Genomic DNA, 15,833 nt, shown 5'->3' with positions numbered 1-15,833 from the left:
TGACTATTGGGCAATTGCCCGAAGCAATAAAGACCTATTACCAAAATGCCTACCTAAGCGGATTGCTGAATCAGGGTCATTTTGATGGGCAACGTGGAAACTTCAAAAAAGAGATAGAAACATACTACGAAATCATTAAAAATGGCGATATTAAAAAAAATGCTAAAGCAATTGCCTATACCCATTTCTCGCTCAGTACGGCATTTGGGAAAGAACAGGAGTATGATAAAAGCTTGGAAAACTTGAGCAAAGGCCTCAAAATTGCCCTCCAAATAAACGATAAAAATCTAACCGGACTTATCTACGGTAACTTATCCGTTATTTATAAAAGATTAGGAAATATACCCAAATCGCTCGATTATAGTTTCAAAAACTTGGCTATTATGCGGGAAATCAATAATCCTAATTATGTAGCCAGTAGTCTAAACAGGATTGGGCAACTCTATAAAGAAAAGAAAGAGTATAAAAATGCCATCGACTATTTCGACCAAGCAATCATTGAATCAAAAAAACTAATGGATACCGAAAGTCTTGCGGCCATTTATTTTAATCTTCATGAAATATATGCGATACAGAAAAATGAAGTTGCAGCACAAAAAAACTTACTACTCTCCTACCAATATGCAAAAAAAGGAAAACATATAGAGTATATTGAAGAAATTGGGCCAAAGGTTTATAAGATTTTCAAGAAAACAGGCGACTACAAAAATGCACTCGAAGTTATCGAACAAACCTTGAGTGCCAAAGATTCGCTAAACAAAGAGGAAAATAAAAATGCCATCTTGAAGGCCGAATTCAAGTATCAAAACGAATTGAAAGAAGCCCAAATAAAAACCTTAGCTCAAAAAAATAAAATTGCTCAACTCGAATCGCAACGAAAAAACGCTCTCATTTATAGCATTTTAGGTGGAATTTTGGCACTGGCCGCAGTTGCTTACTTTTCTTTTACACGCTTTAAATCGAGAAAAGAAAACGAACTCCTACAAACCAAACTCGAAGAAGCAGAGCGTAGAGTTGAAATCGAACAAAAAGCTACCGAAAGTGAGCTGAAAGCCTTGAAAAGCCAAATGAATCCGCACTTTATGTTCAATGCTCTCAATAGCATTCAAGAGCAATTTATGTTTGGCGATAAAAAACTTGCCAACGAGCAAATGGGCAATTTTACGTATCTTACTCGCCAAATTCTGACCATTTCTGGCAAAAAAAGAATTACCTTAGCGACCGAAGTAGAGGTACTAACCAAATACCTCGAACTTGAAAAAATGCGTTTCAATGATGGTTTTCAATATGAAATCACGCTCTCTGATGTAATCGACGAAGATTATCATCAAATTCCGCCTATGCTCATACAACCGTTTGTAGAAAACTCGGTTAAGCACGGCCTCATGCACAAGCAAGGCAGCAAAAACTTATTTATTAATTTTGATTTAGATGCTACCGAAGAGAATATTCTGTGTACGGTAGAAGACAACGGAATCGGGCGAGAGAAATCGAGCGAAATTAAAGCCAAAAGAATCCAGCAACACGAGTCGTTTTCAACGGCTGCCACCGAAGAACGCCTCCGATTGCTCAGCCATCAATTCAACTCAACAGATTTGGTAAGGTATCAAGACTTGAAAGATTCCGACGGAAATCCAACTGGCACAAAAGTTATCATCAAAATCCCAATAGGATAGTTTCAACAGCAATATGATTATCGGTTTATACATATTGAAATCACACAAGCAAATACATTCGATTTTCAAATGTACGAACCACCTTATTGCCGTAATTAGCCTTTTTTTAGTCTTTTCTCTGTCCAATCACCCACTTTTCGGACAAGATTTTAGTTATCGCTTGCTCGATAAAGCCCACGGAATGCCCACCAATACGGTCTATGATTTAATGCAAGACAAACGTGGTTTTATATGGCTTGGAACCGACAAAGGACTTTACCGTTATGACGGCAGCGAGTTTAAATTATTTTCGAGCAAAAAACAAGATGGAAAATCGCTCAGTAATCTGATGGAAGATGGCAATGGCAAGATTTGGTGTCAGAATTTTTCGGGACAGTTTTTCTATACCGAAGCCGACAGCCTGCAATTTTGCCAGCAGCTTGCACCTATCGGGAGTTTTTTTCAAGGACGCATTCTTCAAGGTCGATACCTGATGTCGATGGGGAATCGAAGCGTGAGAGTATTTGATATTAAACTTAAAAAAATCACTCGAAACCTTTTTCAAGAATATCCCACACCCCATGCCAGCATTGATGATGAATATTGTTATAGATTCTCAGGAATACTCAATAAAATAACTGGTACTTCGGCAAATGGCAAGCAAATCGAGATTTCGCTACCCAAAGAAGCCACCGCATTCTATCATACTATCAACAATGGCAAAATCTATTTCGTACCGAAGCTCAACGCAACGCACGTTTATACCCTCGAAAATGGCAAAATAACCAATAAAATACCACTTGTTGGAGCAAGTCTAGTGCAAAACATCAGCCTTATCGACCAACAATATCTTGGTATTTACACTTCATCGGGATTCTATTTGGTAGATACTCAGAGCCAAACAAAACGCTACTTCCCTAATATTACCGACAAAAATATCACGGCCGTAATAAAAGATAACGAGGGGAATTTCTGGATTTCTACCATCAATTCGGGTATCTTGTTTGTGCCTTCGCTAAGCATGAAAGTTATCGAACCTCAGCTTAGCTTTTCTAAACTCAAAGCCATTGATAAAAAAAACAAGATATTATTTGGTACAACAAAAAACGAGATTTATCAGCTAAATCTAAACACATTAACCAAACAAAACCTACACAATGGTCATACTAACGATGAAGTGGTTTCGCTTCATTATGATAATCTACAACAAAGAATATTGTTTAGCTCCGATAAATTTTACCAAATTAATGGCCCAAAAGTAAGTACAATCGGAAAATATGCCATAAAAGATATCAAACCAATTGATAAAAACAGGGTTTTGGTAGCAGCAACAGGTTTTGCTGGAACGTACGACTGGAATTCACAGAACAAAATCGAGCAATTCAGTATCGGACAAGTACGTTTTCGGTCGGTAGTCATTGATTCTTCGTCAAAATCAATATTCCTTGCTACTTCTGATGGGCTTTGGAAGCTCGACTCGGCCAAACGTAAGACCGAAATAAAAGTGCAAAACGAAAGGATTTCTGCCTTAGACCTCGCCATTCGTCCAGCCACAAATCCAACTATTTTTGCAGCAACCAGCACCAAAGGCATTTATTTTATCGAAAATAGCCGAGTAATAAAACACCTGACGAAGCAGTCGGGTCTTGAAGATGATGGTGTCTATAAAATTACATTCCACAACAACCAACTTTGGTGGCTTACTGAAAAAGCTGTTCAGAGCTATAATTTACAGACCAACCAAATACAAACCTTTACGAAAGCCGATGGCTTACCCGAAGCCGACCTCAAAGATATTGCCTTGATAAACGATACAGTTTATGTGGCTACATTGGCGGGGCTAGTTAGTTTTCCGACGACTCAAGCCAGCAGAAGCACCTTTATTCCGAAAATGATACTCCATACTTTTGAGGTAAATAAAGTGCCATTACCGCTCAATCAGCAGCATACCTTAGCTTACAACCAAAACAATATCGATATTCGTTTTTCGGTATTATCATACCGAAGTGCGGGCGAAGTAAAAGTTTATTACCAAATCAATGATAAGGCTTGGGAGTTGCTCGCTCCTAATGCTCGAAGCCTAAATTTGCCCGAACTTTCGCCTGATAATTACCAAATTCGGCTAAAAGTAGTCGATGCCGATGGCCTTGAAAGCAAGGTTCAAACCCTCAATTTTAAGGTAAAACAACCATTTTGGACTACAATTTGGTTTTGGGCAATTATCTTGGGTAGCATCGCCTTCATTGTGTATGCAATCAATAGGCAAAATCTAAAAAGACTCAAGCGAGAAGCAGCCCTCAAGGCCGAAAAGCTTACCCTCGAAAAAGACCTTCAAGTGCATTTGCTAACCGCTATAAAATCGCAGATGAATCAGCATTTTATGTATAATACTCTCAATGCGATTCAAGAACAATTTTTATACGGAAACAAAACCATCGCCAGTGAACAATTGAGCAATTTTACGCAGCTTACACGCCAAATTTTGGATGTTTCGAGTAAAAGAACCATCTCGATTGCAGCCGAAATAGACATTCTGACCAAATACCTCGACCTCGAAAAAATGCGTTTTTCCGAAGAGTTTAGCTACACAATTTCGCTTGGAGATAACATTGATGAAGACTACCATCAGATTCCGCCATTTTTGATTCAGCCCTTTGCCGAAAATGCCATCCGTCATGGCTTACTGCACAAACAAGGCGAAAAAACTTTAGAAATTCATTTTGATTTAGATACTTCCGAAGAAAACATCATTTGTATCGTAAAAGATAACGGAATCGGTCGAGCAAAAGCCAATGAAATCAATGCCAAACGCCTCAAAAAATTTGATTCGTTTTCAACTTCAGCCAGTAAAGAGCGTCTCAAACTCTTGAGCGGCGATTCACCAAATAAAAATTTCATCGAATACCAAGACCTTCCCGAAGGCACCGAAGTAAAAATTACAATTCCAATCTAATTTTTTTCACACCATTCACCACTCACAACTTTCCACTCAATAAAATTCATTCCAAATTCAAATGATATTTTAGCTCATTGATACCTAAATAACCTATATTTTCGTTACTTTTATGTGAAAATAGCGTTAAAAAGTTCCTTCGGCAAAATTTTTGCTAGATGAAATGTACGCTGTTGTTATGATAGAATATTGAGTGGGTCTTATATATAAATGAAAAAAGTAAAAATTATACTACTTACACTGCTCCTCCTGACGGGGCAAGGCAAAACGCTATTGGCACAATTTGCCTGCGGTACTCCCTCGCCAAGCGAAGCACAAAAAAAGGAATTACTCGAGTTGTTTCAGAAGTTTACTCAACAAAAAAAGGTCCGAGCAATCACTAATTATAGAGTAGCCGTAAAAGCCAATGTAGTTTCGGGTGTAAATGCCAGCAATTTTCTGAGCGAGTCAGATGTACGGGCTATCATAGCCAATGCCAATCTTTACTTGCAAAACATCAATATTCAGCTCTACCTCTACAACGATAGGGTTTTTCAAATCAAAAACGACCAATACGCTGATTTCAAAATAGTCGATGAAGCCGCCCTCCGTCAGGCAAATGATGTTTCCGATGCAATCAATATTTACTTCGTAAAGTACATAACCCTCCAAAACCTAACAATATTGAGTGGATACGCAGCCCTTCCTAACTATTCGGCCAGCACTAATCGTATTTTCTATTCTTATTTTGAGCGAACCGAAGACGATTTCAATAACCTAAAAAACAAAACCTTTCTCCACGAAGTTGGACATTATTTTGGGCTTTTGCATACGTTTCAAGATAGCAACAACCCCGATATTAGTAAGAGAGAATTAGTGACTCGTGGAGCAGGCTCTAATTGTGTAACAACTGGCGACCAACTCTGTGATACCGCCGCAGATCCGTTTGAGCGTTTACCACTAATTCATGCATTTAACTGCGACCAAAAAACACCATCCGACCTGCAGGATGCTAATGGTGAAACTTACAGTCCACCGATCAATAATTTTATGTCGTACCAGCAGCGATGTGGCAATATATTCACCGAGCAGCAATACCAGAAAATGCAGGCCTCATTTGCGGTTCGCTTTTCGCCGCTGGCAGAGTATCAGATTACGGCCCGAAGTGCCAACTTCCTCTCGATTAATAATCTAAATAAAAAAGTTTATTGTGTCGGAGACTCCCTAAAAATTAGTTTTAATTTGGAAGGGATGTTTGAAAACAATAATCAACTTTTTGTTGAGGTTTCGGATAAAGATGGTAGAAATTTCCAACGAATTGAATCAAAGTTTGTAGCCGATAAAATAGCGATCAGGCTACCCTTTTCGCTACCCGAAGGTGATAATTACCGTGTTCGCCTGACCGCCACTCGGCCCGAAACAATTAGCCCATTAAGCGAACATTTTGCAGTCAGAAACTTTCCAACCGCCACACTTTCAAGCACTAAAAACAGCATCAATACTGGCGAAAGCTCTGATTTAGTAGTAAGTTTGGGAGGAAGTGGAGCTTGGTCATTTCAGTTATCAGATGGCACTTCGGTCGAAAATTTCCGACAAAACTCCTACACAATTTCCAAATTACCACTCGAAACCACCACTTATTCTATTATTTCTTTAAAAAATATGTGTGGTACTGGCAGTGCTTTTGGTACGCCTACCATTAACGTGATTCAGCCACAAATACGAGCAGAGGCTTTGTCTGCCAGCACCATTTGTTTGGGTCAAAGCATCAGATTATCTATTTCTATTGCTGGTAAACTTTCAAGCAATAGTCAGCTCGTCATCCAAATTTCTGATTCTAATGGCACTAATTTCATTGATTTGCCAACACAAGTTTCATTATTTACACTTTCTGCACAAATACCCCCCAATTTTAAGACAGGAACTGGCTATCGGATAAAAGTAACTGCTAAAAATACAGATTTTTTTAGTTCAGTCTTGGGGCCTATGAGCATAATCGCTCCGCCAAAACCGCCCATAGTTATTGAAAATACAGCCATCTGCCAAAATAGTAATACTACTGCCCTCACAGCAATAGGCAACAACTTAAAATGGTACACTGGCGAGCTCGATCTTAAATCTTTTGAGAGTATAATCCCTCCAACAGGCAATGTTGGTACATTTAGCTATTATGTAAGTCAGAGCAACAGCTATGGCTGCGAAAGTTCGAAAGCCAAAATGAATATAAACATTATTCCCTTAGCTACAGCGAGTATCAGTGGAGATGCCTCCATACTCAGCGGCGACAGCACATTCTTGAAGGTAGACCTAACAGGCGAGCTTCCTGCCGAAATAAAACTCTCTGATGGGCGTTCATTTATTGCCAATCAATCACCATTTCTTGTCGAGGTAAGACCCTCAAAATCAACAACTTACAACCTAAGAGAAATAAAAAATTCTTGTGGAATAGGCTTTGTAAACGGCAGTGCAAAAATAACAATTTTAGAGCCTTTGGCAGCCGAAGATACAAACATCAATCGGGTGAGTGTTTTTCCGAATCCGACAAGTGAGCTTCTAAATGTAGCTTTTGTAAATGGTAATCTCAGAAGCTCAAATATTAAGATCATTGACGCCAATGGCAAAATAATGCACGAACGAGAACTCAAAAATATTGGACAACAAACCGAAGTATTTGATGTAAGTAGCTTCCCGATAGGTATTTACTTCGTTAAAACTACACTTGAAAACAGAACTATTGTCAAAAAACTACTTATCGAAAAATAAAATTTTATTGTTTTAAGCATAAAAAAGCCCTTCCTGCAATCACAGGAAAGGCCTTCGTATAAATACTCTTTACAAGATTAAAGAGCAGGAATTCTTAATACTTGACCAGGATAGATTTTATCTGGGTGAGTAAGCATCGGCTTGTTAGCTTCAAAAATCACAGGATATTTCATCATATCGCCGTAGTATTCTTTAGCAATTTTCGATAGAGTATCGCCTTTTTCTACAGTATGGAACTTTGCCTCTGGCTCTGGAGTAGCAACAACTAATTGGTTATCAACTACATGAACCCCTTCTACGTTTCCTACTGCTAATGCAATTTTCTCAGCATCTTCTTGCTTATCTACTTCACCTACTAAGGTTACAGTATCGCCAGCAATTTTGACAGTAAGCGTGTTGAATGCTAAGCCAAGTTTCTGAACATGTGCCAATAAAACACTTGCTTTCAATTCTTCTTTTTGTTCTACTGGAGCGGCTTCTTCTTTGCTTCCGAAAAGTTTTTCGCCTACACCTTTAAAAAATGACATTAATCCCATTTTGTGTAATTTTTGGTTTGGAGTAAATAATATTAACTATTGCAAATGTATTAAAAACTTGGTTTCCACAACATAAATATTAGTTTTTTTACAAATTTATTTACTTTTAGGTAACATTAGCTTTCATATCCTACATTTACATATCTTCTGACGTAATCTATTCTAAAAGTAACAAATTATATATTTTTTCGTTAAATAATTGTTTTATTGGCTTGAAAAACAATAAAATATGTAAATTTCAATTCTTTGATGGTATGAAATTTGCTCTATTTGAAAAAATCTCTCACACACTCAACCCATACAAATCTATTGAACTAAGTGAAATAAATTTTAGCTAAAATGAAAATTGGCCTTGCTGCAACCACTTTATCGCTGGTTTTTCTGATGATCGCCTGCGAGACGTCCGAAGAAAACATTAATCCAACAAATAAAATCAGTACCAGTACCAGTACCACTCCCAACACCACCACCCCACCAACTACAACAACCGTAAAACCCAGTAGTCAGGAAATTTATGACGCTTTCGTGAGGCTTGCCCTAAAAAATTCGACAGGTACAGCTCAATCAACAATTAGGAAATGGTTGCCAAGCAAAGCCCAAATAAAAATTTATTGGGATGGTGGCCGAACAACTGCTTTATTTACAGCATTAGATAAAGTAATTACAGATATGAACTCGCTCAATAAATTCAATAAAATGGTGAGAACCGAAGCCGTTGCCGAAGCTGATATCATCATAAATAGAGTTGATGCCGCCACACACAATAGCAAATATGCCAGCTTTCAGGTAAGTAACAGCTCAGTGCAAGGCACTACTTTTACACAATGGACAAGCGATGCCATTGTAAAAGCAATCGTTTGGCTTTCACCTACTACACCAGCTAATTTGCAAAATGGTGTATTACGACACGAATTGACTCATGCTTTGGGTATTGGGCACACCGAAAACACAAAATCTATAATGATACCTGTAATAAGTAACAATAACTATGACTTTAATAGCTTTTCGATTTTAGACCAGCGAGTCATTCAAATCTTATCGGATAATCGAGTAAAACAAGGTCATACCGAAGCAAGCATTAGTGCTGTGATAAAGGAATATGCAGCAAAATAAAAACAGAAAACATTGATTATCAATAAAATAAATACCTACTTTAGACATTTATTAAATATACAAATTAGATAATAGCAATAGTAAAAAAATATTTTCGTTAATTTACCACAAGATTAAAACATATCTATACCGATGAAATTGAACAAATCACTCTTTGCACTGATAGCTTTATTAGGTATTTCGGTAAGCACCTTTGCTCAATCCGAAGACGATGCTATTAAAGAAACAATCAATAACTACTTAGATGGCGGTGCTGTGGGCGACACGGCTCGTCTGAACCGTGCATTTTTTCCTTATGCAAATCTCCGTAATTTGAGTAAAGATGGTAAAGTTTCGGAAATGCCCGTGAAAAAATTCATTGCTGCCGTGCCTGCGGGTGGAGCAAAATGGACAAGCAAAATTGTAAATTATAGCTATGCTGGCACTGCCGCTACGGCCGTAACCGAAGAAGAATTACCAACTTTCAAATTCGTCGATTTCTTGAATCTCTTGAAAATTAATGGCGAATGGAAAATCGTGAGTCGTGTGTATTCGAGAGTTGAGAAAAACGTGACGGTTGCTTCTTCAAGCCCAAGCGGTGGCGGTTTCTCAACTGCATCATCTGCAACACCTGCCAAAGGAAGCCCCGCAGCAGCAAAAAAACCAGCCCCAAAACCAAAGCCTTCGGATGATGGTTGGAAGTAACCCCCGCCCCCTAAAGGGGAGTAATTGATATACAACAAAAGCCAGCAGGAATGTTGGCTTTTGTGCTTTTTGTGGGTGTAGAACAATTCAAATTTATATTAACGCTGGAAGGGTTTTGACACACTTAGGCAAGGGAGAAGTCCTTCCAAGTTTGAGAGCTTCATCTTTATTAATAGGGCGATGCCCTATCTTAATTTCTGAATACCCTTACAAGGTAATTAGCCATTACTGGATTTTTATTGGGTTTAACGCATATTAATCTTTCAAATTTTCGATAAAAACGCTGCCACAACCTTGGCACTTTCGGTTGGGTTTTCAAACATTCCTGCGTGAGCAACACCTTCTAAAACCGCACTTTGGCTATTCTTCAGAAGGTCAATTTGTTCTGAAGCAGCCGATTTCGGCACAAAAGTATCTTTTTCACCGGCTAAAATCATAATTGGATAATCAGCTTCTTTCAAAACTGAGGTTTTATCTACTCGCCCACGCATAGCAATTTGGGCATTCATTAGAGCTTCTTTCGGGAAATACGAATAGCTTTCTATTTGTTCTTCTATAAAATCGGTGTTTTTCTCCTTAAATTCTTCGGTAAACATATTCGGATAAAAACCTTTGATAAATTTGGCAGTACCTTGTTGGTCAATCACACGAGCGGTTTTGAGGCGAATTTCTTTACGTTCTTCGTTATCTGCATAAGCCGATGAATGGAAAAGTCCCAAACCCATAACTTCATCCGCAAATTTTTCGGCATAAGCCAAAGCAATGTATCCACCCATCGAATGGCCAATGATTACTGATTCGGTAATACTGTTTTCATTCGTATATGATTTTAACCAATCAGCGTAGCCATCAATGCTCTCAATATTGGTCAATGATGCATAATCGGGGCAAAAATAGGTATGTTCGCTGGGTAAAAGTTTCAAAAAATCAGTCCAGACGGTGGCATCTTCGCCAAAACCGTGTAAGAAAATAACGTTCATATTAATTGTAGATTTAATTTGAGAAATATGCTGTGCTTAATTGACTAACCACAAAAAGCCCAAAGTATTGCACAAAGGTCGGAAAGAAAGTTTTAAATAAAAAAAGTCTCATTTCGCAAGCAAAATGAGACTTTTCAATAAAATTAGTCAGAGAATTAGGCTGCCAATTTCAACTGATAAAACGCCGAACGCTCAAACATATTTTGGGCGTAATCAAGCGTAATCGTAAAGTTTTTGATTGATTTATCCGATGGAATTTCGTACATAATATCGGTCATGATTGCTTCACAAACCGAGCGTAAGCCCCTTGCCCCGAGCTTAAATTCCATGGCTTGGTCAACGATATATTCCAATACTTCTTCCGAAAATTCGAGTTTTACATCTTCCATCGCAAAAAGTTTTTTGTATTGTTTTACCAAAGCGTTTTTAGGCTCGGTAAGGATTCTACGAAGTGCCGAACGGTCGAGCGGGTTGAGGTAAGTCAACAAAGGCAAACGACCAATCAATTCAGGAATCAAACCAAATGACTTTAAATCTTGCTGCGTAACGAAACGTAACAAACTTGTATCATTTGAAAAGTCCATAGTTTTGCCATTATTCGAGAAACCAATTGGGCGAGTATTCATGCGTTTCCCAATGTGGCGGTCGATACCATCGAATGCTCCTCCACAAATAAACAGGATATTTTCGGTATTTATCTGAATCAATTTTTGCTCTGGGTGCTTGCGTCCGCCTTGCGGTGGGACGCTCACAATTGAGCCTTCTAATAATTTCAAAAGTCCTTGTTGCACACCTTCACCACTTACATCGCGGGTGATAGAAGGATTATCGCCTTTGCGGGCAATTTTATCAATTTCATCAATGTAAACGATACCACGCTCGGCCAATTCTACGTTGAAATCGGCCGCTTGGAGCAATCGGCTCAAGATACTTTCTACGTCTTCACCCACATAACCCGCTTCGGTAAGCACAGTTGCATCAGCAATGGCAAATGGCACTTGAAGCACCTTTGCAATCGTACGAGCCAAGTAGGTTTTACCCGTACCAGTTTCGCCAACCATGATGATGTTAGATTTTTCAATCATTACATCGTCTTCACGTTTTGGCTGAGTTAGGCGTTTGTAATGGTTATATACTGCCACGCTCAAAACTTTTTTGGCTTCGTCTTGTCCGATAATAAATTGGTCAAGGTGATTTTTGAGTTCGACTGGCGGTCTTAAATCAAACTTTGGTAATTCTGATTTCTTTTTCTTTTCTTTTTTCTGTGGAGCAACTCCACCATTTAATTCTTGTTGTACTAATTGAAACCCTTGTTCGACACAAAAGTTACAGATATTTGCTTCTGACCCCGATATTAATAATTCAACTTCGTTTTTACGTCTGCCACAAAAAGAGCAATAAGCTTGTCCAGCATTCATTCGAGCGTATTTTTTTGATTTATCCTACAAAATTACGAAAAATGTTTGGGTTTAGTTACTAATGTATAATTAAGAATGTAGAATTAAGAATTTAGGATGTAAAAATTTAAAAGTATCTTAAAAGAAACGAAAAAAAAGCTCCTCGAATATCAAGGAACCTTTCAAACCTAAACCCTAACAACTTGAAAATCAATCTGCGTTAATCAACAGCCATTCTATCCAAAGCCATAATTTGCTGTGCATAATCAGAAGGAAGGAGGGCTTGTTTCAGAAACTTATCGAATCGTATTTTTTGTGTGAATTTATAAAGTAGCAGAAAAGGCTTTAAAACCGAAAACCTGCTCATTGATAATAGCTTACTCACTCGAAAAGGCACCACGAGTTTTTGTCCTTCCCATAAAATAAGGTATCGGAGCAAACCCAAATGCTTACGGTATTGCTTATATAAATCGTCGGTAAAGGTGCTTTTTAGTAAATTTTCTTGTAAATGTTGCTCACGAACAGCCAGCCAATCAGTATGATTACGAGGTAAATCTTTCAGACCCATTCGCTCACCTACCCGATTGAAAACATCGAATATTTCTTCTTTTTCGGCATCTGTCAGTTTTCTTTCGAGCAATTCAAAGGCCGAAATCGAATAATGAATTAGCATAAAAAGGACATCACGATAGGCCCAATCGGGAATCTTCATGCCCCTACTCTGCTCAACCGACTGATGTATTGCCGTGATTTTATCGATAGCCGCAAGGGCTGTTCGCTCATCTGAAAAAATAATTTGTTGGGCATAAACCACCGTTGAAAATAACCGACCGAGTGGGTCGGCGGGGAGTTTGCCAGTAAAATAGAGCCAATCGACGGCCTTATTTAATGAAAATTCGGCGGCTGCTCCACCAAAAATAAACAAAATGGTATCGGCATTTCCCCAAATTTCACGGACGATTGAATTTTTATTCACGAAATTCATATTGATAATATTTATGGGTCAGACGTTCCGTCAGACCTTTAGCCCCAGCGTTTCTTTATCGAACAGAAAGACAGCAAAAATGCCCAAGGTATAAGCAAAAACATCTCTCCAGTCGAACGAACTACCCAAAACTATGGCTACGATTTTGTATTTTTCTAAGCCAACAGCCTTCAAGAAATTGCAGTATTGCAAGAATTCAAGAAAATACGCAACTCCGACGGCTGTAAAAGCTAAGTTTAAATCTGATAAGTTTAGAAATGTTTTCAGTAGAAAAAATAGAGCAATTACGGCTAAGAAATCTCCAAAAAATGGTCGAATAATGGCATCATCAACCCAAAGAGCAATTCCGACTTCTACTAAAAACAGCAGGAGAAAAGCAATAAATGGTTTTAATCTGAACGTAAACATAAGATTATTTGTAGGACAGGTTTTTAATAAATTTTATGAACAAAAATCCGTATCAATCTGCGTTGGAACATCGCAGCGGCGAACCGTCAGCGTCATCAGCGTCCCAAGATGGTTTAGAAATTTCATTCATAAATAATTTAAAATTGTAATAAAGCATACAAAGCGGATAACCCACAATAAAAACACTAAGTAAAATCGGCATAATATGAATCACACTGAGTAATTCAGTAGAAAAAATTGTAAATTCTACTAACCACCACATTGTCGAAATGAGATTTGCAGCAAAAACCCACGCTATTTTAGCATTTTTTGATTCCTCTGTCTCAATAAAATAAACCAAAGGATATACAACTACACTAAATAAGGGCAATCGTAAAAGTAAAAAATCTTTAGAAACCCCATTTCCAATCAGGATTATGACGATTAATGAACAAACTATTATAGGCAAAACATTTAAGCCTCGAAGCACTCTAAACCAACGTTCTTCTTCCATTTTTTTAATTTTTTGGTGGAACAACTGGCACAACAACTGGGCTTGCAGCAACCTGAGTTTTTAGCTTTTCAACGGCAGCTTCATCGGCAAAATTCCATGAACACCACGTATAGCCTTCTTGGCGTTTAAAATATCTTTCGATTCTTGATGCTAACCAATTTTGATTCGCTTCATTTGGAAGTTTAGCTCGGTTTTCATAGATAATCGGCAATGTTTTATCTGAAAGCGTCAAAAGGTAGTTATAATCAACACCATTTTTAAAAGTATGCGAAAGATTATAACGAGCAATCAATACATCCCAATTTACGAGTGTGAGACCTACCCAAACTATATAAATCGCCCAAGTATTTACACGAAACATATAAAAAAACGACTTTATAGCTCTTATTTTTATCCATAAAGAAGCCAATCCTATCAAAGTAATAATCAAGAAAACCCCAACACCGATGCGTAGATGCGTAAGCCCATAAAAATCAAAGTAATAATAATTGCGGAGACTAACAGAAATTATCAAAATAAAATTCTGCACAATCCAAATGTAGGCTAAGGATTTCAGGGATTGATTATTTTTATAAAAATTAAGGTCTTTTCGAAAATAATACAACAAGATGGCTATCGACAAAAAGATGCTCAATATAAGCGTTCCTGTACCTTCGTGAACCAACTTTGAAAGATTACCCGCCTGCGAATAATCAAAACTCAGCCAAAGGAAATTAATGTCTATGATATTGATAACCAGCAATAAAACATTCACCGAGCCAATAAGCATTAAAGCAATTTTATATTCGTTACGTTGGTAGTTTAACTCATGATTAGAGTCTTTTTGTGTGGGCGAAATGTGCTCGTTTTCGGGAAATAATTTGAATACGTTTTGGGCGGCTCCCCAATTAAACAAAATACTGAAAGTGAAGTAAGTAGCAAACAGAAAAAACACAACACGGCCCAAAGAAGCCTCATCGAAGGTCAGATTAAATAAGCTAATGATGTAATTCCAAGCATTATTGACTATCTCGTTGAAAACGGGGTTTGCATTATAGAAAATAATGAAGAACACTCCAAAAACCACCATTGGAATAATGGCTAAAAGCAAGTTTTGGGTGATATATTTTGCAATCTTATTTTGCCCGAAAGTCGACTCCGAACTTCGGTATAAATACCTCGGAGCTTCGACAACGGTAGTAAAAAAATTGATAATAAATTGTAGCCCTGCTTCAAAAATAGTCCGTGTTTGATTTTCGTGCATGAAGCCAATCATCAGAAAAAACGAAGCTAAATGTACCAACTTACTCACCACCGAATTATGCACAACCACCATTAAGCCCGATACTAAAGTAAGCAAAACCGTCACCTGTACATTGCGTTTTCGAATGCTCTCTGGAAATAAAAAGAAAGCCAATATACACATAACTAAAGTGCTGAATATGAATAGATTAATACCAAAATCTTCTTCCCAAAAAATAGCGTTGAAAAGCAGCGGCAGAACAACAAGGCTGGCGGTTTGAATGGTTTGTTTTTTCATCTGAATTTGCTGGTTAAATATTAAAAAGAACTTTGTATTTCAAAGCATAATTACAAAAAAATATAGTTATGAGCCTTTTATAAACTTTTCGAGTTCGTTGAGGTGGTCTTCAAATGCTTTTTTACCTTCTTCGGTTACGCTGTAAACGGTGCTTGGTTTTCGGCCGATAAATTCTTTTTTGAATGCAATATAATTGGCTTCTTCTAAGGCACGTAAATGCGTAGCCAAGTTGCCGTCAGTCATTGACAGGAGGTCTTTCAAAACTATGAAACTAACCTCGTCATTGACCATCAGCACCGACATAATACCAAGTCGAGCCTTGCTTTCAAATGCTTTATTAAAATTCTGTAATATTTGCATAAATAGTC

Annotated in this window: 13 protein-coding genes; 5 read left to right on the top strand and 8 right to left on the bottom strand. The window is 37.8% G+C overall.

What is annotated here, in order from left to right; all coding sequences use genetic code 11:
- The 3 genes from ACOVO2_RS15855 to ACOVO2_RS15845 all read left to right on the top strand — a co-directional run.
- On the top strand, positions 1-1,676 hold a 1,676-nt coding region (locus ACOVO2_RS15855; protein WP_421770917.1), incomplete at its 5' end, for a tetratricopeptide repeat-containing sensor histidine kinase.
- 13 nt (positions 1,677-1,689) lie between these two features.
- Positions 1,690-4,608: a histidine kinase gene (locus ACOVO2_RS15850; RefSeq protein ID WP_421770916.1), complete on the top strand. Its 2,919-nt coding sequence runs from the start codon at positions 1,690-1,692 to the stop codon at positions 4,606-4,608.
- Positions 4,609-4,818: 210 nt separating this feature from the next.
- Complete coding sequence (locus tag ACOVO2_RS15845; RefSeq protein ID WP_421770915.1) at positions 4,819-7,350, top strand: T9SS type A sorting domain-containing protein; 2,532 nt, start codon at positions 4,819-4,821, stop codon at positions 7,348-7,350.
- Between the two features lie 77 nt (positions 7,351-7,427).
- Here ACOVO2_RS15845 and lysM read toward each other — a convergent pair whose 3' ends face one another.
- Positions 7,428-7,886 carry a peptidoglycan-binding protein LysM gene (gene lysM / locus ACOVO2_RS15840; RefSeq protein WP_421770914.1) on the bottom strand — a complete coding sequence of 153 codons (459 nt, stop codon included), beginning with the start codon at positions 7,884-7,886 and terminating at the stop codon, positions 7,428-7,430.
- Between the two features lie 339 nt (positions 7,887-8,225).
- Between lysM and ACOVO2_RS15835 the strand changes: the two genes are divergently transcribed.
- On the top strand, positions 8,226-8,999 hold the full coding sequence (locus tag ACOVO2_RS15835) for a DUF2927 domain-containing protein (protein WP_421770913.1): 774 nt from the start codon (positions 8,226-8,228) through the stop codon (positions 8,997-8,999).
- A 132-nt stretch (positions 9,000-9,131) separates the two neighbouring features.
- The gene (locus ACOVO2_RS15830) at positions 9,132-9,683 is read left to right on the top strand and encodes a nuclear transport factor 2 family protein (RefSeq protein ID WP_421770912.1); all 552 of its coding nucleotides are present in this window, start codon (positions 9,132-9,134) and stop codon (positions 9,681-9,683) included.
- Between the two features lie 263 nt (positions 9,684-9,946).
- Here the strand turns inward: ACOVO2_RS15830 and ACOVO2_RS15825 are convergent, their stop codons facing one another.
- The 7 genes from ACOVO2_RS15825 to ACOVO2_RS15795 form a co-directional block, all read right to left on the bottom strand.
- A complete protein-coding gene (locus ACOVO2_RS15825; RefSeq protein WP_421770911.1) occupies positions 9,947-10,663 on the bottom strand; it encodes an alpha/beta fold hydrolase in 717 nt (238 codons plus the stop codon).
- A 155-nt stretch (positions 10,664-10,818) separates the two neighbouring features.
- Positions 10,819-12,081: an ATP-dependent Clp protease ATP-binding subunit ClpX gene (gene clpX / locus ACOVO2_RS15820; protein WP_421770910.1), complete on the bottom strand. Its 1,263-nt coding sequence runs from the start codon at positions 12,079-12,081 to the stop codon at positions 10,819-10,821.
- Between the two features lie 199 nt (positions 12,082-12,280).
- Positions 12,281-13,045 (bottom strand): oxygenase MpaB family protein, encoded by a 765-nt coding sequence (locus ACOVO2_RS15815; RefSeq protein WP_421770909.1) that lies wholly within the window; start codon positions 13,043-13,045, stop codon positions 12,281-12,283.
- A 30-nt stretch (positions 13,046-13,075) separates the two neighbouring features.
- Positions 13,076-13,453 (bottom strand): DUF2809 domain-containing protein, encoded by a 378-nt coding sequence (locus tag ACOVO2_RS15810; protein WP_421770908.1) that lies wholly within the window; start codon positions 13,451-13,453, stop codon positions 13,076-13,078.
- Positions 13,454-13,505: 52 nt separating this feature from the next.
- Positions 13,506-13,946, bottom strand: a complete 441-nt coding sequence (locus ACOVO2_RS15805; protein ID WP_421770907.1) for a hypothetical protein — start codon at positions 13,944-13,946, stop codon at positions 13,506-13,508.
- 4 nt (positions 13,947-13,950) lie between these two features.
- Positions 13,951-15,465 (bottom strand): DUF4173 domain-containing protein, encoded by a 1,515-nt coding sequence (locus ACOVO2_RS15800; protein WP_421770906.1) that lies wholly within the window; start codon positions 15,463-15,465, stop codon positions 13,951-13,953.
- A 66-nt stretch (positions 15,466-15,531) separates the two neighbouring features.
- Positions 15,532-15,825 (bottom strand): winged helix-turn-helix domain-containing protein, encoded by a 294-nt coding sequence (locus tag ACOVO2_RS15795; RefSeq protein ID WP_188764090.1) that lies wholly within the window; start codon positions 15,823-15,825, stop codon positions 15,532-15,534.
- Positions 15,826-15,833 lie beyond the last annotated feature (8 nt).

Source organism: Emticicia sp., from assembly GCF_049241225.1.
Classification (GTDB): domain Bacteria; phylum Bacteroidota; class Bacteroidia; order Cytophagales; family Spirosomataceae; genus Emticicia.
The sequence above is the reverse complement of the archived record's forward strand: the minus strand, read 5'-3'. Positions and strand labels throughout refer to the sequence as shown.

What these genes read in the sequence shown, in the direction of transcription:
- ACOVO2_RS15825 (WP_421770911.1), bottom strand. Translation starts at nt 10,663, where the DNA reads ATGAACGTTATTTTCTTACACGGTTTTGGCGAAGATGCCACCGTCTGG.
- ACOVO2_RS15800 (WP_421770906.1), bottom strand. Translation starts at nt 15,465, where the DNA reads ATGAAAAAACAAACCATTCAAACCGCCAGCCTTGTTGTTCTGCCGCTG.
- ACOVO2_RS15830 (WP_421770912.1), top strand. Translation starts at nt 9,132, where the DNA reads ATGAAATTGAACAAATCACTCTTTGCACTGATAGCTTTATTAGGTATT.
- ACOVO2_RS15805 (WP_421770907.1), bottom strand. Translation starts at nt 13,946, where the DNA reads ATGGAAGAAGAACGTTGGTTTAGAGTGCTTCGAGGCTTAAATGTTTTG.
- ACOVO2_RS15810 (WP_421770908.1), bottom strand. Translation starts at nt 13,453, where the DNA reads ATGTTTACGTTCAGATTAAAACCATTTATTGCTTTTCTCCTGCTGTTT.
- ACOVO2_RS15835 (WP_421770913.1), top strand. Translation starts at nt 8,226, where the DNA reads ATGAAAATTGGCCTTGCTGCAACCACTTTATCGCTGGTTTTTCTGATG.
- clpX (WP_421770910.1), bottom strand. Translation starts at nt 12,081, where the DNA reads ATGAATGCTGGACAAGCTTATTGCTCTTTTTGTGGCAGACGTAAAAAC.
- ACOVO2_RS15845 (WP_421770915.1), top strand. Translation starts at nt 4,819, where the DNA reads ATGAAAAAAGTAAAAATTATACTACTTACACTGCTCCTCCTGACGGGG.
- ACOVO2_RS15795 (WP_188764090.1), bottom strand. Translation starts at nt 15,825, where the DNA reads ATGCAAATATTACAGAATTTTAATAAAGCATTTGAAAGCAAGGCTCGA.
- lysM (WP_421770914.1), bottom strand. Translation starts at nt 7,886, where the DNA reads ATGGGATTAATGTCATTTTTTAAAGGTGTAGGCGAAAAACTTTTCGGA.
- ACOVO2_RS15850 (WP_421770916.1), top strand. Translation starts at nt 1,690, where the DNA reads ATGATTATCGGTTTATACATATTGAAATCACACAAGCAAATACATTCG.
- ACOVO2_RS15815 (WP_421770909.1), bottom strand. Translation starts at nt 13,045, where the DNA reads ATGAATTTCGTGAATAAAAATTCAATCGTCCGTGAAATTTGGGGAAAT.